The sequence below is a fragment of the Chitinibacter sp. ZOR0017 genome (assembly GCF_000799095.1).
Classification (GTDB): Bacteria; Pseudomonadota; Gammaproteobacteria; order Burkholderiales; family Chitinibacteraceae; genus Chitinibacter; species Chitinibacter tainanensis.
The window spans coordinates 15,474-35,404 of the sequence record NZ_JTLG01000021.1 but is presented as its reverse complement, the minus strand read 5'-3'; the positions used below and the strand labels follow the sequence as shown (position 1 = coordinate 35,404).

At 57.5% G+C, this 19,931-nt stretch carries 16 protein-coding genes; 11 read left to right on the top strand and 5 right to left on the bottom strand.

What is annotated here, in order from left to right:
- Positions 1-200: 200 nt before the first annotated feature.
- On the top strand, positions 201-2,786 hold the full coding sequence (gene acnB / locus L991_RS07170; RefSeq protein ID WP_047393691.1) for a bifunctional aconitate hydratase 2/2-methylisocitrate dehydratase: 2,586 nt from the start codon (positions 201-203) through the stop codon (positions 2,784-2,786).
- A 72-nt stretch (positions 2,787-2,858) separates the two neighbouring features.
- Here the strand turns inward: acnB and L991_RS07165 are convergent, their stop codons facing one another.
- Positions 2,859-3,665 (bottom strand): carbonic anhydrase, encoded by an 807-nt coding sequence (locus L991_RS07165; protein ID WP_052190702.1) that lies wholly within the window; start codon positions 3,663-3,665, stop codon positions 2,859-2,861.
- Positions 3,666-3,861: 196 nt separating this feature from the next.
- On the opposite strand from L991_RS07165, the gene L991_RS07160 reads away from it, so the two are divergent.
- The 6 genes from L991_RS07160 (at position 3,862) to L991_RS07135 (ending at position 9,304) form a co-directional block, all read left to right on the top strand.
- The gene (locus L991_RS07160; protein ID WP_047393689.1) at positions 3,862-4,317 is read left to right on the top strand and encodes a PilZ domain-containing protein; all 456 of its coding nucleotides are present in this window, start codon (positions 3,862-3,864) and stop codon (positions 4,315-4,317) included.
- Positions 4,314-4,991 (top strand): uracil-DNA glycosylase, encoded by a 678-nt coding sequence (gene ung, locus L991_RS07155; RefSeq protein WP_047393688.1) that lies wholly within the window; start codon positions 4,314-4,316, stop codon positions 4,989-4,991. The genes L991_RS07160 and ung overlap by 4 nt, the downstream gene beginning before the upstream one ends.
- 2 nt (positions 4,992-4,993) lie before the next feature.
- Positions 4,994-5,872 carry an ROK family protein gene (locus L991_RS07150; RefSeq protein ID WP_047393686.1) on the top strand — a complete coding sequence of 293 codons (879 nt, stop codon included), beginning with the start codon at positions 4,994-4,996 and terminating at the stop codon, positions 5,870-5,872.
- A 78-nt stretch (positions 5,873-5,950) separates the two neighbouring features.
- Positions 5,951-7,726 carry a glycoside hydrolase family 9 protein gene (locus L991_RS07145; protein WP_231550502.1) on the top strand — a complete coding sequence of 592 codons (1,776 nt, stop codon included), beginning with the start codon at positions 5,951-5,953 and terminating at the stop codon, positions 7,724-7,726.
- A gap of 9 nt (positions 7,727-7,735) precedes the next feature.
- Entirely contained in the window at positions 7,736-8,740 is a 1,005-nt protein-coding gene (gene rfaD, locus L991_RS07140; RefSeq protein ID WP_028449048.1) for an ADP-glyceromanno-heptose 6-epimerase, read from the top strand.
- A gap of 129 nt (positions 8,741-8,869) precedes the next feature.
- A complete protein-coding gene (locus L991_RS07135) occupies positions 8,870-9,304 on the top strand; it encodes a DUF4124 domain-containing protein (RefSeq protein ID WP_047393685.1) in 435 nt (144 codons plus the stop codon).
- Positions 9,305-9,404: 100 nt separating this feature from the next.
- Here the strand turns inward: L991_RS07135 and L991_RS07130 are convergent, their stop codons facing one another.
- The gene (locus L991_RS07130; protein ID WP_047393683.1) at positions 9,405-11,297 is read right to left on the bottom strand and encodes an MFS transporter; all 1,893 of its coding nucleotides are present in this window, start codon (positions 11,295-11,297) and stop codon (positions 9,405-9,407) included.
- 170 nt (positions 11,298-11,467) lie between these two features.
- Here L991_RS07130 and L991_RS07125 point away from each other — a divergent pair, with 170 nt between their 5' ends.
- The 4 genes from L991_RS07125 (at position 11,468) to L991_RS07110 (ending at position 17,199) form a co-directional block, all read left to right on the top strand.
- A complete protein-coding gene (locus L991_RS07125) occupies positions 11,468-12,301 on the top strand; it encodes a DUF1338 domain-containing protein (RefSeq protein WP_047393681.1) in 834 nt (277 codons plus the stop codon).
- Entirely contained in the window at positions 12,301-13,419 is a 1,119-nt protein-coding gene (locus tag L991_RS07120) for a saccharopine dehydrogenase family protein (RefSeq protein ID WP_052190747.1), read from the top strand. Before L991_RS07125 ends, L991_RS07120 begins: the two co-directional genes overlap by 1 nt.
- Positions 13,416-14,984 carry an aldehyde dehydrogenase family protein gene (locus tag L991_RS07115; RefSeq protein WP_081986570.1) on the top strand — a complete coding sequence of 523 codons (1,569 nt, stop codon included), beginning with the start codon at positions 13,416-13,418 and terminating at the stop codon, positions 14,982-14,984. The genes L991_RS07120 and L991_RS07115 overlap by 4 nt, the downstream gene beginning before the upstream one ends.
- A 91-nt stretch (positions 14,985-15,075) precedes the next feature.
- Positions 15,076-17,199, top strand: coding sequence for a prolyl oligopeptidase family serine peptidase (locus L991_RS07110; protein ID WP_231550501.1), 2,124 nt, complete (start codon positions 15,076-15,078; stop codon positions 17,197-17,199).
- A 2-nt stretch (positions 17,200-17,201) separates the two neighbouring features.
- Here L991_RS07110 and L991_RS07105 read toward each other — a convergent pair whose 3' ends face one another.
- Genes L991_RS07105 through L991_RS07095 form a run of 3 tightly spaced genes read right to left on the bottom strand, consistent with a single transcriptional unit; the run spans position 17,202 to position 19,913 of the window.
- Positions 17,202-17,450, bottom strand: coding sequence for a DUF2164 family protein (locus L991_RS07105; protein WP_047393678.1), 249 nt, complete (start codon positions 17,448-17,450; stop codon positions 17,202-17,204).
- Between the two features lie 18 nt (positions 17,451-17,468).
- Positions 17,469-18,566, bottom strand: coding sequence for an anhydro-N-acetylmuramic acid kinase (locus L991_RS07100; RefSeq protein WP_047393677.1), 1,098 nt, complete (start codon positions 18,564-18,566; stop codon positions 17,469-17,471).
- A gap of 24 nt (positions 18,567-18,590) precedes the next feature.
- Positions 18,591-19,913 carry a peptidoglycan DD-metalloendopeptidase family protein gene (locus L991_RS07095; RefSeq protein ID WP_052190701.1) on the bottom strand — a complete coding sequence of 441 codons (1,323 nt, stop codon included), beginning with the start codon at positions 19,911-19,913 and terminating at the stop codon, positions 18,591-18,593.
- Positions 19,914-19,931 lie beyond the last annotated feature (18 nt).

Below are 19,931 nucleotides of genomic sequence, written 5' to 3'. Positions count from 1 at the left end.
TGGCTTCGGGCTTGATACGGCATAGGGTATTGCGGGGTGGTCGCGCCACGGGGGCGATTATTACCGCTTTACCCATCAGCGTATGTAGTGATTGACACCTTGCTACGCTTTGATTCACAGCAGCCTAACAAAGGGGTAGAATCGAAAAGATTTGTTGTATATCAAGTTTCATCCCCCTCAATACATATAAAGGTAACGCCGTGTTAGAAGCCTACCGTCAACATGTTGCCGAGCGCGCCGCCCAAGGCATCGCTCCACTACCACTGTCTGCACAACAAACCGCTGATCTGATCACCCTGCTGCAAAACCCACCGAAAGGCGAAGAAGCTTTTCTGGTTGAACTGCTGACTCACCGTGTTCCCGCCGGTGTTGATGATGCAGCTAAAGTTAAAGCCGCGTTTCTGGCCGCTGTAGCCCAAGGCACTGATACCTGTGCGCTAATCAGCCGCGCCAAAGCGACTGAATTACTGGGCACGATGCTGGGTGGCTTCAATATCAAGCCGCAAATCGATCTGTTGGCCGATGCCGAAGTGGGCGCGATTGCTGCAGAAGGTCTGAAAAAGACCTTGTTGATGTTTGACTACTTCCACGATGTGAAAGAACTGGCTGATGCTGGCAATGCCAATGCCAAAGCCGTCCTGCAATCATGGGCGGATGCGGAGTGGTTCACTAGCCGTCCTGAAGTGCCCGCTAAAGTGACTGTCACAGTGTTCAAAGTGACTGGCGAAACCAATACCGATGATCTGTCACCTGCGCCTGATGCATGGTCACGCCCAGATATTCCGCTGCACGCACTGGCGATGCTGAAAAACCCACGCGAAGGCATCAATGCCGACGTACCAGGCCAAGTTGGCCCGATCAAACAGCTGGTTGAGCTGCAAAAGAAAGGCCATCCAGTGGCCTACGTAGGCGATGTAGTCGGCACTGGCTCTTCACGTAAATCAGCCACCAACTCGGTGCTGTGGTGGACCGGTGAAGACATTCCATTCGTGCCCAACAAACGCTTTGGTGGCTACTGCATTGGCGGCAAAATCGCACCGATCTTCTTTAACACCATGGAAGACGCGGGCGCACTGCCAATCGAATTTGATGTAAGCAACCTGAATATGGGCGATGTAATCGACATTTACCCATACGAAGGCAAAGTAGAAAAAGACGGCCAGCTGGTAACCACCTTCAACCTGAAAACTGAAGTGCTGCTTGACGAAGTGCGCGCGGGTGGCCGGATTAACCTGATTATCGGTCGCGGCCTGACGGCTAAAGCGCGTGAAGCGCTGGGTCTGCCTGTTTCAACGACATTCCGTCTGCCGCAAAACCCAGCCGATTCGGGCAAAGGTTTCTCACTGGCACAGAAAATGGTGGGTCGTGCTTGTGGTTTGCCAGAAGGCCAAGGCGTACGCCCAGGTACTTACTGCGAACCGAAAATGACTTCAGTTGGCTCGCAAGATACTACCGGCCCAATGACCCGCGACGAATTGAAAGACCTGGCGTGTCTGGGTTTCTCGGCTGATCTGGTGATGCAATCGTTCTGCCACACGGCGGCCTATCCAAAACCAGTGGATGTGAAAACGCACCACACTCTGCCAGAGTTTATCCGCAACCGTGGTGGTGTTTCGCTGCGCCCAGGTGACGGGGTTATCCACTCATGGCTGAACCGCATGCTGATGCCAGATACCGTCGGTACTGGTGGCGACTCGCATACCCGTTTCCCAATCGGTATTTCATTCCCAGCTGGTTCTGGCTTGGTAGCGTTTGCTGCCGCTACCGGCGTGATGCCGCTGGACATGCCAGAATCAGTGCTGGTGCGCTTCAAGGGCGAGCTGCAGCCTGGTATCACCCTACGTGATCTGGTTAATGCCATTCCGCTGTACGCAATCAAGCAAGGTCTGCTGACTGTTGCCAAAGCCGGTAAGAAAAACATCTTCTCGGGCCGCATTCTGGAAATCGAAGGTCTGCCAGACCTGAAAGTTGAGCAAGCCTTCGAGCTGACCGATGCTTCTGCCGAGCGTTCTGCTGCAGGTTGTACCGTACGCCTGAACAAAGAGCCGATCGAAGAGTATCTGCACTCCAACATCGTGCTGCTCAAATCCATGATCGCAAATGGCTATGGCGATGCGAAAACGCTGGCGCGCCGTGTGAAAAGCATGGAGCAATGGCTGGCGGCGCCAAACCTGCTGCAACCTGATGCCGATGCTGAATACGCTGCCGTGATCGAAATCGATCTGGCCGACGTGAAAGAGCCAATCCTGGCTTGCCCGAACGATCCGGATGATGTGAAAGTACTGTCTGAAGTGGCTGGCACGCAAATCGATGAAGTGTTTATCGGTTCGTGTATGACCAATATTGGTCACTTCCGTGCCGCCGGTAAACTGCTGGAAGGCAAACGTGACTTGCCAACCAAGCTGTGGATTGCGCCACCGACGAAAATGGATGCCCAGCAACTGACCGAAGAGGGCTACTACGGTACCTTCGGCGCAGCGGGTGCCCGTACAGAAATGCCAGGTTGCTCGCTGTGTATGGGTAACCAAGCGCAAGTACGTGAAGGTGCAACCGTGGTTTCTACTTCGACACGTAACTTCCCGAATCGTCTGGGTAAAAACACCAATGTATTCCTGAGCTCTGCCGAGCTGGCTGCCGTGGCTTCGCGCCTGGGCCGTCTGCCAACCGTTGCTGAATACATGGCGGATGTTGGTGTGCTGGATAGCAAAGCCGGTGAAGTGTACAAGTATCTGAACTTTAACGAGATCGATACTTATCAAGCCGAAGCCGATTCAGTGCAAGTGTAATCGGCACTGCGTAAAAAAAGCCCCGCATTGCGGGGCTTTTTTATTGGTTTTTCTTAACTTGTTGAGTGGTGCTTAGTTGCTATCGAGTACTGCACGCTCGAATAAAGGCTGCAATGGTCGGGCATTCATGCTGAATTCGCGCTTGAAGCGGCTGATTTGTTTGGCTGAAATATTCAGTGGTTCTTTGAGCACAAACCAGCGTACGCCTTCGCTGCAGGGAGGTGTAGTCAGCGAGCCCATAAAGGTCCAGTAGCTGCTATTGCCAGGAAGTAGACTGGCGACATTGTATTTGATGTCGTCTTTAATCTTGGTTTCGTTGTGTTCGCTCGGTAGATTTTCCCAGAACTGGGTAAACAGCGGGTTGTCGGCCTTGCCTTGGTTAATCAGTAGCGCAACCACGGCCAGCTGGCCCGCTTCATTTTTATGCACTAGGTGAGCCACCATCGGATAGCGTTTGCCGCCAATTGCTTCTTCACTGGGGGTATGAAAGTGAAATTGCAACAACTGATAGCGATCTTTGCCGACCTCCAGAAAACTGCCGCCATCGTAATTGAGCTGAATCGTATGCCCGTTATTCTGGATGTTTAATTTGCTGGGCTGATAGAAAAATTGCAGCCGATCAAGGTTTTGCGCGTAGGCTTCATTAATATTGATTGGGGACTGCTGGGTGCCGCTTTTGCAAAGGGCAAACTCGGGTTTCATATTGCCCCAGTTCTCGGCACCAGTGCTGCCCTCATAGCTCCAGTGGCTAGGGTCGTGCGGGGCTGCGCTGTGGCTTTTTTTACTATGGCTGACCGTGTGCCCGCCACTGGCCAAAAGTGAAGTGCTGAAGATACTAGTGACTAAAGCCAGGCCAAGCCAATGCAGGTGTGGGCGCATGATATTGTCTCGATGTCGTCAGAATAAAACCATTTTAGCAATGCCATTTGAATTCACCATCGAAAAAGTCAAATTCAGCGCGCATTGCGTAAAGCCACAGCTCAATCGCCACAGAAACGACGATATAATGGCCAGCAATTAACCAAGGGGTATTTCGGTGATCCTGAGCGGACCCACATTGACCGCGCAGTTGCCCATGCAGTGGTGTCAGAGTTTGCCGCCGGCGGCAGCCAGCGATTGGGAAATGCTGCGCTACTTAATGGTGTTGGCCGATTTCGAGCAGCCTGCGGCGCCGATCGAGCTAGCGCAGGCTAAGCAAGACCTGCAGCTTTTATGGCTGGCGCGGCAGCAAGTGGCGGCGTTGCCTCTTGCGCAAACCGTGCAGCTTGGGATGCAGGCCATCGTATGGACCAGCCAAACGGCCACGCCTCAGCCCGGTGCAACGGGCTATGTGGCATTGGCGCTATCCACTCATTTTCCGCGCCTCTTGCATTTGCCGGCCACCATCACTGCCGTGGCGGCGAACCCGGCGGGTGGACAGTGGGTTCAGGCGGAATGGCAATTAGCCGGTCCCTTGCAAGATCAATTTGAAACCACGGTGTTTCGCTATCATCGCCGGGCTATTTCCAATGCTCGGCAAGGACAAGTATGAATTTATTTTCGCTGCTGCCCAGCGCCTGGCAGTTGGCGCTGCCAGAGTTGGCCAATGATGCCAAATTTGCAGCTTTGGGCGATTTTTTGGCGCAGGAAATGGCGAGTCAGGTCGTGTATCCGCCAGTTGCACAGTGGTTTAGTGCCTTAGAAACGCTGGCGCCCAGTGCAGTGAAAGTCGTGATTTTAGGGCAAGATCCATATCATGGTACCGGCGAGGCGCATGGCTTGGCGTTTTCCGTGCCGCATGGCGTGAAAGTACCGCCTTCGCTGCGCAATATCTGGCAAGAATTGGCCCGCGATTTGGGCTTGACCCCGCCGCAGCATGGCAATCTCACGGGCTGGGCTGCGCAGGGCGTACTGCTGTTAAATACCGCCCTGACCGTACGCGCCGATTGCGCCGGCTCGCACAGCAAACAAGGCTGGGATGTACTCACCAATGCCATTATTCGCTATCTGGCGCGCCAGCGGCAGCAGCTGGTGTTTGTCTTATGGGGCTCACATGCCCACAAACGGGCCGCATTGATTGATGCTAGCCAGCATTGCGTGTTGCAATCGGTGCATCCATCGCCGCTCTCGGCCTATCGCGGATTTTTGGGTTGCGGACATTTTTCGCAAGCCAATCGCTATCTTTTAGAAACAGGACAAACGCCCATTGATTGGGCGCAGGCATAACTATGGCACTGATTGCTTTTGATATTGGTGGTACCCAGATTAAATACGGCTTGGTCGAGCGCGATGGCACGGTGCTGAGCGCCGCGCTGTACGACACGCCCAAGTACGCCGGTGGCGAAGGGCTGGTGGCCGCGCTGATTCAGCTGGCGCATTCATTGCAGCAACAGCAGCCCGTTGAAGGCATCGCCATCAGTAGTTTTGGCCTGATTGATGCAGAAAATGGCGTGGTCTTGGGCGCGGCCGAGGCCGTGCCCGGCTACACCGGCACCGCGGTCAAAGCCGCGCTGCAAGCAGCTTTGGGCCTACCCGTGAGCATCGATAATGATGTCAATTGCGTGGCCTTGGCCGAAGGCTGGCGGGGCGCGGCGCAGCAAGTGCGGCATTATATTGCGGTGGCGATTGGCACTGGGATTGGAGGCGGCATTGTACTCAATGGCCAGATATACCGTGGCCATCGGGCGGCAGCGGGCGAGTGGGGCTATATGTGGATCGATGGCCTGGTCTGGGAAGACCACGCCTCCATGCGTGGCCTTGTTAATGCCGTGAATGCCGATCTGCAAACCCAGCTGGATGGCCGCGACATCTTTGCCCGCTATGATGCCGGCGATGTAGCGATAGTGCCGCATGTTGAGCGCTGGTTTGGCCTTCTGGGTAAAGGCTTGGCGAATCTGATTTATGCCTTTAACCCGCAACGGCTGGTGATCGGCGGTGGGATTACCGCCCGTGGGGATGCTTTTCACCGTCAGTTGCAGGCAGCGGTACAGGCAGCCTTGCAGCCTGATTTTCAGCTGATGACCGAATTAGTGCTGGCTAGCGCCGGTAATCATGCCGGCATGATCGGCGCGGTGCGCAACTGGCTGGATGAACACGCGCGCGCATAACAACTAAACGTGCCCGGCGGCAAGCGCCGAAAAACTGAATTTCAATACTTTCTAGCGATAAGCGAGTGCATTGTGAAGATGATCCTGAATCACCTGGGCTTTGAGCCCCAAGGGCGCAAAGTAGCACTGATCGAGGCTGGTCCCGATCTGCTGGTAGGCAAAACCTATACCGTATATGACGCAAAGACCCGTCAGGCTGTGCTGCGCGGGCCGATACTCCCGCAGGGTACGGTAGCGAACTGGACTCGTGATGGTAAAAAACGCCACTACTGGCAGGCCGATTTCAGCGAGCTAAGCCAGCAGGGTGAGTATTTCATCGCAGTGGATGATTTGCTGCCACCGCTGGTGTCGGCGCCTTTTAAAGTGGCCGGCCATTTGCTGGGCGAGCTCTTGATTTCCGACATCGTGCATTACATCAAAGGCCAGCGCTGCACCGGCATTTTTGATAATGCTGATCGCAACGCGCCGATTGAAGGTAGCAACGCCACCAAAGACGTGCACGGTGGCTGGTACGACGCCTCGGGCGATGTCTCGAAATACCTGTCGCATTTGTCCTTTGCGCAATACATGAATCCGCAGCAAACCCCGCAGGTGGTGTGGAATCTGGTCGATGGGCTGGCGCAGCTGCCCGCGCGCCCCATCTGGCTGGAAAACCACATTGCCTTGGGGCTGATTCCGGATGACGCCGAGAAAATCGCCTTCTTTAATAAATGGTTTTACGAGCGGATTACCGACGAAGCCTGCCACGGCGCAGATTACCTGCTGCGCATGCAGGATGAGAGCGGCTTTTTCTACATGACGCAGTTTGATCAGTGGAGCAAAGACCCGGCTCGCCGTAGCTTATGCGAATACAAAACCAATAAAGGCGACAAATACACCACCTATCAGGCGGCTTACCGGCAAGGTGGCGGCTCGGCGATTGCGGCACTGGCCCGTGCCAGCACCCTTGCGCGCGATGGCGAATTTAGCCGCGCCGACTACCTCGCCGCGGCGCAACGCGGATTTGCCCATTTGCAAGCGCACAATGTCAGCTACCTCGAAGATGGCGTTGAGAATATCATCGACGACTATTGCGCCTTGCTGGCCGCCTGCGAGCTGCAAGCGGTGGCACCAGCCGCTGAATATTTAAGCGCGGCGGCCAGCCGTGTTAGCCAATTGCTGGCGCGCCAGCAGGCTGCTGGCTGGTTTGTGGCCGATCATCTGGGTGAGCGCAGCTTCTTCCACGCGGCTGAAGCGGGCTTACTGTATATCGCCCTGATGCGCTTTGTTGAGGTGGCGCCTGATCACGCGCTGGTGGCAGATGTGAAAGCTGCGCTGCGCAAAGCCTATGCGTATGAGCTGCAAATTACCTTTAATGAGGTGAATAACCCCTTCGGGTATCCGCGCCAATACGTTAAGCAGCAAGGCGTAGCGGGCAATACCCAGTTCTTTATCCCGCATGACAATGGCACGGGCTACTGGTGGCAGGGCGAAAATGCACGTTTGGGCTCGATTGCTGCCGCGGCGGCGCGGGCACAGCGCCTGTTTGCGGGCGAGGCCGAATTGGTCGCGCAACTCGCGCGCTATGAGCAGGCCGCGCTGGATTGGGTGTTGGGCAATAACCCGTTTGACGCCTGCATGTTGCAAGGCTGGGGGCGGAATAATCCGCGCTATGAACCGGGCTTCTTTAATGCTCCGGGTGGCGTGTGTAATGGCATTACCAGCGGGCTGGATGATGAAACGGATATCGATTTCCGTCCATCCGAGATCGCGACCATGGCCAATAGCTGGCGCTGGACCGAACAATGGATGCCGCATGCAGCCTGGCTGTATCTGGCATTGTGTACCCGCCTGGCCACTCAGGCCGCGGCTTAAGGAGACAATATGGCAATTATCGTCACTGGCGCAGCCGGTTTTATCGGCTCGAATATTGTAAAGGCGCTGAATGAGCGCGGTGAAACCGACATCATCGCCGTAGATAACCTCACCCGCGGGGATAAATTCCGCAATCTGGCCGATTTACAGATCGCTCACTATCTGGACAAGCACGATTTTATCGAAGAACTGGCCGCTGGCACCTTTGATGGCATGGTGTCGGCTGTGCTGCATCAGGGTGCGTGCTCAGACACGATGGAGCACAATGGCAAGTACATGATGGATAACAACTATCAGTACACCCTCAGTCTGTTTGACTGGTGCCAGTCTGAAGAAGTGCAGTTTCTGTACGCGTCTTCAGCGGCCACCTATGGCAATGGCGAAAACGGCTTTATCGAAACGCCCGATTGCGAGCGTCCGCTGAATGTCTATGGCTACTCGAAGTTGCTGTTCGATCAGGTCTTGCGCCAGCGCATCGCCGCCGGCGAGATTACCGCGCAAGTAGCGGGTTTCCGTTATTTCAACGTCTACGGCCCGCGCGAATGGCACAAAGAACGGATGGCCTCGGTGGCTTTCCATCACTTCAATCAGTATCAGGCCACCGGCAAGGTGAAATTGTTTGGCGAATACGGCGGTTATCCGGCCGGCGGCCACACGCGCGATTTCATCTCGGTAGAAGATGTGGTGAAAGTGAACCTGTGGTTCCTCGATAACCCCGAAGTGTGCGGCATTTACAATGTGGGCACCGGCCGGGCACAACCGTTTAATGATATTGCCGTCGCCGCGGTCAATACCTGCCGGCTGGCCGAGGGTAAACCCGCGCTGAGCCTGGAAGAGCTGCTGGCGCAGGGCTTGCTGGAATACGTTGATTTTCCAGAGGCACTCAAAGGCAAATATCAGTGCTTTACCGAGGCGGACCTCACCTTGTTGCGCGAAGCGGGCTATCAGGAGAAATTCCTGACCGTGGAAGAGGGCGTGGCCCGCTATGTGCAAAGCTTGTTAGGTCAGCGCTAAATCGCGCTGTTCCGAGTCGTGCCATAATTACGCCATTACGTCACAGTGGGCCTGCATACTGGCAGGCACCGCTGTGGCGGGCTAAGATGGCAAGCAGCAGAGCAAAAGCCAGAACGCAAAGGACATCAAATGCGCGCAGTAATCGGATTGGCCATCGTGGCCGCAGGCCTTGCCTTAAGTGCACAGGCCCAAGTCTACAAATGGGTAGATTCAACTGGCCGGACCGTCTATTCCGACCAGCCGCCCCCCAAAGAAGCCGGCAAAGCCAAGCCGATCAATATTAAAGAATCTGCAGTCACCACCGTGAGTGCACCAAAAACCGATGCCGCGGCCAGCGCGGTGGCAAAACCAGGTGCCGCACCGGCGTCCCCCGCGTCGCCCACCACGAAGCCAGCGCGTGATGAAGCGGCGTGCAAGGCCGCGCAAGAGCGGCTGAATTTCCTGCAGCAAAGCAAACTCTTTAAAGCTTATCGGCCCGATGGTTCGATTGAATATCTGCCGGCAGAAAAGAAAACGGCAGAAATCGCCGAGAAACAGGCTTATCTGGAGAAAAACTGCAAATAAGCAGCTCGGTCGTGGTTTAAGTCGTGCGCCGCACGGTGACCGAACTGCGACAGTAAAAAAGGGTGCCATCGGCACCCTTTTTATTTGCATGCAAAAGCCTTTATTGCACCTCACCACGCAGCGCCCTTACCGCATCCTCTAGCCCCTGGCGGTCAGACTCGGCGGCGGCAATGGCTGGGCCAATGCGTAAGGCAATTTTCGAGAACAGGCCCCGTGGCCATTTCATCATCGCCGCGCCATCTTTGCGGCTAAAGAAACTCCCCCACAAGCCTTGCAACGCCATTGGAATAACTGGCACCGGGCTATCGCGCAAAATCCGCTCAATGCCCGGCATAAAGCGATTCATTTCGCCGGTTTTGGTAATGCGCCCCTCGGGGAAAATCACCACCAAATCACCCGCCGCCAGCGCGGCAGCAATGCCCTCAAAGGCGGCTTCTTTAATCTGCGCGTCTTCACGCGCGGAAGCAATCGGGATCGTGCCGGCGGTGCGGAAGATAAAATTGATCACCGGCAGATTGTAGATTTGATAATCCATCACAAAGCGGGTGGGGCGGCGGATGGCGCCGGCAATCACCAGCGCATCCATATAGCTAACGTGATTACAGACCAGCACCGCGGGGCCACTGGCCGGAATATGCATTAGGCCCTCTTTTTTCACCCGATACAGCGTGTGGGTGAGGATCCAGACCATAAAACGCATCAAGAATTCGGGGATCAGCGTGTAGATGTAAATCGCAACCAGAATATTCATGATCGCCACGATCAGCAGTAATTCACGGATGCTCACGCCATTGCCCAGCAGTAGCATGCTCATAATCGCGCCAATCACCATAAAGAGAGAATTCAGGATGTTATTGGCGGCGATAGCGCGGGAAGTGTATTCGCGCTCGGTGCGTGTTTGGATGAGGGCATACAGGGGCACAATAAAGAAGCCGCCAAATACCCCAATCAGCAAAATATCTGCCAATACTCGCCAATGGCTGGCCTCGGCCAGAAAGCTGCTGAGCGTGTAATGGGCGGCAGGCACTGCACTGGTGGCGAAAAAGAGATCAACCCCAAAAACCGATAAACCGATCGAGCCAAACGGCACTAAGCCCAGCTCAATCTGCCGATCCGAGAGCTTTTCACACAATACCGAGCCCAAGCCTACACCCAGCGAAAACACCGCCATAATCAGCGTGTACACATCGGCGGTGCCATGCAGTACGTTTTTGGCCAGCTCCGGAAACTGGGTCAGATACACCGCGCCAAAAAACCAAAACCAGGAAATCCCAAGTAGGCTGTTAAATACGGTTTTGTTGTCTTTCACATGGCGAATAATCGCCATGGTTTCGCTAAAGACATTCCAATTGAGCTTGATATTGGGGGCCGTGGGCGGGGCGGGCGGCATGCTGCGGCTACTGAGGTAACCAATGACCGCCACCGTCACGCAGGCAAACACAATCAGGTTTTCACCGCCGGCGCGACTTTGCACAATCATGGTGCCAGCAATCTGGCCCAGCAAAATGGCCACAAAAGTGCCCATTTCGATCAGACCATTGCCGCCCAGGAGCTCGCGTTCATGCAGGTACTGCGGCAATACCGAGTATTTCAGCGGCCCAAATAGCGCCGAATGCACGCCCATCATAAACAGACACGCCATCAGCAAGGTAGCGTTGTGCCAGATAAAGCCAAAGCCAGCTACTAGCATAATGGCGATTTCCAAGAGCTTGATCCAGCGCGCCAGCGTGGCTTTATCGTATTTCTCCGCCAGCTGCCCGGCCAAGGCCGAAAACAGGAAAAACGGCAGCATGAAAATCCCGGCGCTCAGATTCACAATCATCGCGGTATTCATGCCCAACATCGACAGGCCATGAAAAGTCACCAGCACCAGAAAGGCGTTTTTAAACAGATTATCGTTAAAAGCGCCAAAAAACTGGGTGATGAATAGCGGCAGGAAACGGCGCTGGCGAAAGAGACCAAACTGGCTTTCGGGTTGCTGGGTATCGTGCATGGGCATGAGGGCAAAAAGTAGAGTGCCGCCAGTCTAATCGAAAGCCGCTCGCAAGCCTATCCCACTGCCATGTAGCCCGTACCGCGCCCATGCACCGCTAGTCGGCATGTTGCAGCAGCACATCAGCCGCACTGCCTATGGTGGGCATAAGTGCACCGCAGGAGTGCCCCATGGACTACCCCACATTCTTTGCCCAGCTTTGGGATGACTATACCCAGCTCAACCCGCAGGCAGCCATTATCCGTGCGCGCTTTGGTGGTGAGCAGGTACCCAATGATCACGTCGCTTTTCGCACCTTTGCGACCCCTGAGCTAGGCATCGCCGTGCTTGAGCCTTGGCTCTTAGAGCTTGGCTACCGGCGCGAGCAGCGCTATGTGTTTCCGGATAAACACCTGCAGGCCTGGGGCTATGTGCATCTCGAGCCTACAGCCCCGCTGGTGTTTTTAAGCGAACTGCAAATCAGCGCTTTGCCAGACACCGCCCAGGCGATCTTGGCGCGGTTACTGGGGCAACTGGCCCTGCCGCCGGATTTGGGCTACGCACTATTTTGGGCCGGGCGGCTATGGCCGGCCCCGAGCTATGCCGAATTTCAGGCGCTGGCGGCCGTGAGCGAATACGCGGCCTGGCTGGCGGTGCATGGCCTGCATGCCAATCATTTTACAATTGCCGTGCATCACCTTGGGGTATCGCTGCAAGATGTAGTAGATACGTTGCTCGCAGATGGATACCTCATGAATACGGCTGGCGGATTGATTAAGGGCCAGCCGGCAGATCTGCTTATTCAGGCCGCGACTTTAGCCAGCCCGGTAGAAGTGGCGCTGGCCGATGGCCGTTATACCGTGCCTGGCTGTTATTACGAATTTGCCCAACGTTTTCGCCAGCCTGATGGCCAGTGGTATTCGGGCTTTGTGGCTGCTAACGCGAATCAAATCTTCACCTCCACAAATCGAGCGACCAATAGCGCCATGAATCAGCCCGCCGCTGCTGCGGCAAGGGGGCAATGATGCAGGTAGTGATCATCGGCGCAGGGAAAATTGGCGCCAGCATCTGTAAATTACTGCTACTCAGTGGCGATTATCAGATTGTGTTACTGGATACCGCCGCAGCCGCACTCGCGCGGCTGCAAGCTTATTGGCCTAAAAGCGGGCTGCAAACGTTGCAACTGCGCGGCGATGAAGATCTCAGCGTGTTATTGCGCGGGCAAGATGCGGTCATTGCCGCTACGGCCTTTGATCAAAACCCGCGCATTGCCCACGCGGCACTGCAAGCAGGCTGCAGTTATTTTGATCTGACCGAAGACACCACCACCACCGCGCTGATACGTGAGCTGGCCCTGCAGGCCCGTGCGGGGCAAATCTTTGTGCCGCAATGCGGCCTGGCCCCCGGTTTTATCGGCATCTTGGCCCATGCGCTGGCTAGCCGCTTTAGTTGCTTGGATACGCTGAAAATGAGGGTGGGGGCTTTGCCGCAATACCCGAATAACGCGCTCAAATACAACCTCACCTGGTCGACCGACGGGCTGATTAATGAATATTGCAACCCTTGTGCGGCCATCCGCCATGGCGTGCGGCTGGAAGTGCAGGCGCTAGAAGGGCTAGAGCATTTCGCGCTCGATGGGATCGAATACGAGGCGTTTAACACCTCGGGTGGGCTTGGTACCTTATGCGAAACCTGGGCGGGGCGGGTTAATCAGCTCGATTACAAAACCGTGCGCTATCTGGGGCATCGCGAACGGATGGATTTTCTGCTCAATGATTTGCGCCTGGGCGCCGACCATGCCAGCCGGCGGCAACTCAAACAGATTTTGGAAGCCGCCATTCCGGTGACGCTGCAGGATGTGGTGCTGATTATGGTGGCCGCCAGTGGCGAGCTGGATGGCCAATACCGGCAGATTACCGACGCGCGCAAGGTGTATCACCGCGAAATTGCTGGTGAAACCTGGAGCGCCATCCAGCTCACCACCGCCGCGGCGGCGTGTGCCGCAGTAGATCTTTTACTGCCGCAACGCGCCACGCGGCGTGGCTTTGTGGCGCAGGAGGAAATCACGCTGGCCGCTTTGCTGGCCAATCGCTTTGGGCAGTATTACGCGATTGATCGCTATGCGCAGGAGGTGCCGGTATGACGGCCCTGTATACGCTCAGCGAAGTTGCCGCCGAGCTGGGGCTGGCCTATCTCATCCGGCAGGGGCGCTGGCCGGCCGGCTGGATCGATGGGCTGCCGGTGTACCCGGCTTTGGTAGTGGGCGAGCGCGAGTTATCTAGCCCGATTGATTGCGCCAGCCACGGCCGCCAGGCCTATTTCCCGCCCACTGAGCTACCGGCTGCCTTGAATTCCGCGCAGGCGGCATTTGTAGAGTGGCGGCTGCGGCCCGCCCCACAACGTGGCGCACTGGTGCGTGCCTTGGGCGAGGTGATTCGCGCCCATAAAGCGGCACTGGCCAAGCTCATCGTGCTGGAAACCGGCAAGATCGAAAGCGAAGCGCTGGGTGAAGTGCAGGAATGCATCGATATTTGTGATTTTGCGGTGGGGCTTTCTCGCCAGCTGCATGGGCTGGTCATCGCCAGCGAGCGGCCCGAGCATCGCTTGCTCGAGCAATGGCATCCGCTCGGCGTGGTGGGCGTGATTACCGCGTTTAATTTTCCGCTGGCCGTGTGGGCGTGGAATAGCATGCTGGCGCTGGTGTGCGGCGATGCGGTGGTATGGAAACCCAGCGAGAAAACCCCGCTGATTGCACTGGCGATGCAGCAGCTGGCCCAACCCGTCTTGCAGGCGCATGCCGCACCGGCAGGCTTACTGCAATTGGTGCAGGGCGATGCGCTCGTTAGTGGGGCGCTGGCCGATTCGCCCGTGGTGGCGCTGCTGTCGGCAACGGGCTCAACGCGGATGGGGCAGGCTTTGGCGCCACGGGTGGCCGCGCGCTTTGGTCGCAGTTTGCTGGAGCTGGGGGGCAATAATGCGCTGATTTTAACGCCCACCGCCGATTGGGCGCAGGCGCTGCCGGCCATTGTGTTTTCGGCGGTGGGTACTTGCGGGCAGCGTTGCACCAGCTTGCGCCGGCTCTTGGTGCCTCGCAGTATCTTGGCACAAGTAAGCGAGGCGCTGGTGCAGGCCTATAAAACGCTGGCGATTGGCGACCCGCGTGTGGCTGGTACGCTGGTGGGGCCGATTATCGATAGTATTGCCCTGCAGGCTATGAAAAATAATATCCAGCAGGCGATACAAGAGGGGGGTACTTTACTCTCAGGCGGCCAAGTGGTGGTCGGAGTGCCAGTGGGGCATTATGTGCAGCCTGCTCTGATCAGTATGCCGGCGCAAACCACCGTGGTGCAGGAAGAAACCTTTGCGCCGCTGTTGTATCTGCTGCCCTACGATACGCTCAGCGAAGCTATTGCCTTGAATAATGCCGTGGCCCAGGGCTTATCCTCGGCGATTTTTACCCGCGATCTGCGCGAGGCCGAGTTGTTTATCAGCGCCGCCGGCTCGGATTGTGGCTTGGCGAATGTCAATTGTGGCACCAGCGGGGCTGAAATTGGCGGCGCTTTTGGCGGCGAGAAGGCCACTGGTGGCGGGCGGGAATCAGGCTCGGATGCGTGGAAAAACTATATGCGCCGCAGCACCAATACCATCAACTACGGGCAGAGCCTGCCGCTCGCGCAAGGGGTGCAGTTTGGTCTAGGCGCTGACTGAGCGGCCGCGGGTGGTATCATCGCCAGCACACCCCCTTTTACGACACATCCACAACCCATCTACAACTCTTCTGCCACCCATTCCCTCTGCAATGATGACTACCCCCGCGCTACCCACCCCAAGCCACGATCCCTATTTATGGCTAGAAAACAATGCCGACCCGGCGGTGCAACGGTGGGCTGCAAGTGCCACCGCGCAGACGCAGCAGCAACTGGAGAGCGACCCCGCTTTCGCCGCCATCAGTGCGGCTGTGCTGCAAACGCGGCGGGATCAGCGGCAGATTCCCTATGGCAATGTGCACGGCGAATATCTCTATCATTTTGCCCAGAGTGCCGCGCAGCCGCTAGGCATCTATCGCCGCTGCCGCGTAGCGGACTATGGGCAGGGCCAATGCGAATGGCAGACCCTGCTGGATCTGGATGCGCTGTCCGCAGCCGAAGGCGTGGCCTGGCAGCTGGCGGGCGTGGCGCATTATGTGCTGCAGCCGGAGCGTTGCTTGCTGAGCCTGAGCCCCGGCGGTGGCGATGCCTGTGTAGTGCGCGAATTTGATCTGGGTGCGCGGGCCTTTGTGGCCGATGGGTTTGCCTTCCCGCTAGGCAAAAGCCAGATCAGCTGGCGTGATCTCGATAGCCTGTGGGTGTGCCCGGCGTGGGATGAAGACCAGCAAACTACTGCCGGCTATTCGCGCGAGCTGGTGCTGTATCGGCGCGGGCAAAGCTGGGCGCAAGCCACCTCGATGCTGGTGCTGCCTGAGCAGGTATTGCAAGTTGGCGCGTGGCGCTTTTTAGCGCAAGGCGAGCGTGGCGCGGCGCAAATTGATTTGGCAGAAGTGGCGCTAGATTTGCATCGGCGCAGTTATTTCTGGCTACCCGAATGCGCGTGCGACGAAGAGATCGAGCCGATCCATTTGCCCTTGCCGCCCAAGGCGATGGTCGAAGCCTACAGTCATGGCGATCTGATTGTGCGGCTGGAGGCCGCTTGGGCCTATACCGATCCGGCTGGGCAGGGGTATGAGTTTGTGGCCGGCAGTGTGGTTGCGGTAGAGCTCGATACCCAGCAAGGTATCTTGGGGCGCGCGCAACTGATTTTCGCGCCAAGCCCGCAGCAGGCGGTGCAGATGGTGGTGGGCAGCTGGCAATGCCTGCTGCTGATTGTGCTGGATCAGGTGCGCTGCGTCGCGCACAGCTGGCGCCATGCACAGGGGGAGTGGCAAGCTTGTCCTAATCCACTGCCCACGGGCGGGGTGTTAGAAATCATGTGCCAGCCATGGCAGACCGATACCATCTACTACAGTTACAACGATTTTCTGACCCCCGCGGCGGTCTATGCCTGTGAGCTGGGGGCTGCGAGCCCGGCGCAGTGCTTGCGCCAGCAGCCGGCGGAGCTCGACCCTACGGATTATCAGGTACAGCAATGTTGGGCCACCAGTGTCGATGGCACGCAGGTGCCGTATTTTGTGGTCGAAGCCACCGCGCTAGCTGGGCAGCCGGCCCCCACATTACTGTATGCCTATGGCGGGTTTGCCGTGCCACAGCTGCCGTATTACCTCGATCACCTCGGCCCGCACTGGCTCGCGCCCGGTGGGCGCTATGTGGTGGCCAATGTGCGTGGCGGCGGTGAGTTTGGCGCGCGCTGGCATCAGGCGGCGCTGCGCGAACAGCGCCAATGCAGCGTAGACGATGTACTGGCCATCATGGCCGATCTGCAAGCTAAAGGCTGGCTGCAAGCGCAGCAGCTGGCTTTGCAAGGCGGCAGTCACGGTGGCTGGCTGGTGGCACGCACTATGCAGCAGGCGGCGCAGCGGGCAGATTTGTTGCCGCTCGGGGCGGTGGTCTGTGAAATGCCAGTGCTGGATTTACTGCGCTATCCGGAGCTCGGGGCGGGCGCCAGCTGGCTGGCTGAATATGGAAACCCGGCCAAGCCCGAACAGGCGAGCTGGCTGGCGGCTTTATCGCCCTATCATTGTGTTCAGCCGGCCAGCGCCCATCGCTACCCACCGATCTTGCTCAGCACCGCTAGCGATGATGATCGGGTGCACCCCGGACACGCGCGCAAAATGGCGGCGGCGCTGGCGAGTGTGGGTCAGCCAGTATTATTTTGGGAAAGCGCGCAGGGCGGGCATGGTGGCCGTAGCGGCCAGCAGGCGGTGGCCGCCGACTTTGCCCGCGTGATGGTGTTTTTACGCCAGCAGCTGGGGATGTCGGCAGCGGGGTAAGTTTAGCTGCGCCGTCGCTCGGCTGGCGGCAGGCAGTACAGCGGCAGATCTTCCAGTTGCCGCTGCAGTTGCTGCTGAGCGTCTTGCAGCGCACCGTGATACAGCGCCGTACCAAACTCACTGTGCAGCAAAAAGTCGAGCAGGAGCTGGCATTGTAGCTGGCTGGCTTCGACTTCCATTTCTTGCGCTAAATAATCCTGCACTACGCTGCTGGCGCGCAGCAGCGTGGCTTTATCGATTAGCTCGGCCATGGCTTCCCCTTCGATGGTTTAGGCTGGATAAATCGCGCCCAGAATGCGCTCGCCCCGTGCGCCAGTTACAGCAGGTAAATTGCCGCTTTGCCCTTGCTGGCAGCGCAGTGCCAGCCAGGCAAAGGCATAAGCCTCAACCCAGGTAGGTGCTACACCGAGCTCCGCGGTGGTGCTGATCGGGCAGCCAAGCTGGCGCGCTAGGCGTTGCAGCAGGTCGGTGTTATACGCACCGCCGCCGCAGACTAATACTTCGTCAGGCTGCCCAAGCTCCAATATCGCTGCGGCCATGGTCTGGGCGCTCAGCTCTGCCAGCGTGGCTTGGACATCCACCGCGGCCAGCGCGCTAAAGGCACTGAGTTTGTCGTGCAACCAGGCCGCATCAAATAAATCCCGCCCGGTGGATTTAGGCGCGGGCAGGGCGAAGTAGGGCTCGGCCAGTAGCGCGGCTAACAGCGCGGCATTGACCGTGCCAGTGGCCGCCCAAGCGCCATCGGCGTCGTAGCTGGCGCCGCGTTGTTGGGCGATCCAGCTATCGAGCAGCACATTGCCCGGCCCGCTATCAAAGCCAGTGACCCAGCCATCGGCGCCCAGCCAGCTTAAATTGGCCATGCCGCCGATATTGAGCACCACCCGGTTGCGCCCGGGCGCGGCAAACAGCGCGTGATGAAAAGCCGGCACTAGCGGTGCGCCTTGGCCACCGGCTGCTACATCGCGCGAACGAAAATCACCAATCACCGTAATACCGGTATCTTCCGCCAGCAAAGCGTGGTTGCCGATTTGCAGCGTATACCCCAGCTCAGGGCGATGACGGATGGTCTGGCCATGGTTGCCGATGGCTTTGATTTGCAACGGGCTGAGCTGTGCTTGTGCTAATAATTGCTGCACCAAGGCCGCTGAGGCGCGGCTATGGCCATTGGCGGCCAGCGCCGCGCGCTGCAGCTCATTCGCGCCGGGGCTTTGCAAGGTCAAGAGCTCGGCGCGTAATTCGGTGGGGAGGGGCGCACTTGCGGTGGCAATCAGTTGAGGGGAGGCGGAGGCAAAATCCACCAGCACCGCATCGATCCCATCGAGGCTGGTGCCGGTCATTAAGCCAATGTAATACGCAGTAGCAGTCATGGCGCAGGCGCGCCTACGGCGCGATTAGTCGAGTTGCGCCAATTCTACCTGTCCGGCGATAGAAAGTTGGCGTTTCATGCTGCGCGCCACCGGGCCAAAGGCCAATAGCTGCTGATTGGTCAGCTTTTTGCCTTCGGGCAGTTTCACCGCCAGCGGGTCAACCTGCTCGCCATTGATTTTGAATTCGTAATGCAAATGCGGCCCGGTGCTGCGGCCGGTACTGCCTACTTCACCGATGATCTGGCCTTGAGTGACGTTGCTACCCACTTTCAAACCCGGCGCAAAGGCATTCATATGCGCATACAGGGTGCTATAGCGGCCGTCGTGGCGAATTTCGATCACATTGCCATAGCCGGCTTCGCGCGCCAGCTTGGTAATCACGCCATCGGCGGTAGCCATAATCTCGGTGCCGGTCGGCGCAGCATAATCGACGCCGCGATGCTGTTTCCAGTCAAACATCACCGGATGAAAACGCATGCCAAAACCGGAGCTCACCCGCGAAAACTTCACTGGCGAGCTGATAAAGCCCTGTTTCAGGCTGGCGCCATCCAGCGTGTAGTAATTGCCGCTGGGGCTGCCAACGGCATACCACATCGCCTCGTGTACCACGCCGTTGCTGATAAATTGCGCGCCCAAGATTTTACCGGGCCGCACCAGACTGCCCTGATGCACTTCGGCATCGTAAATCACGGTGAACTGATCACCTTTTTGCAGCTTGTGGTGAAAATCCACCCGGCTGGCAAACAGCTCGATCAATTGCTGGGTAATCGCATCGGGTATATCGGCCGCATCGGTGGCGGCAAAAAACGAGCTATTAATCCGGCCCGATTTCAAAAAGGTTTGGGTCTGCGTTTGCGCCGGGCTGGCTTGCGCGGTGAGGGTGGTGTTTTCGCGGCCGATGCGGACTTCTTCGCCTTTGCTGGTGACATAGCTGATTTCGCGAATCAGCCCATCGGGGCGCGTGCTGGCCTGCAGAAAACGGCCAGGGCTGAGTTCATACAGTTTGCGGGCGGTGGGGTCGGTTTGAATAAACTGCTGCAGTTCGCTATCGATTACGCCCATCCGCGCCAGCAGGCGGCTCAGGCTGTCACCACTACGGATCACTTCCACATGATTAAGGCTGGCATCGCCATTTTCGGCGCGCAGCTCCGGCGTGGGCAGCGTTTGGGTGACGGTGCTAAAGGTGGTCGTAACCTGAGGGCCGAATTCCACCACGCCATAGGCGGTGAGGGTCATACTTAGGGGGACTAAGACAGCGGCGGCCAGCCATTGCATATGCTGGCGCTGCCAGCTGGCAACAGGGCTACGGTCCGCGCGCGGCGGGTTTTGCGGTAAAATCTCGGCCATTCAAACACCATCTCGACT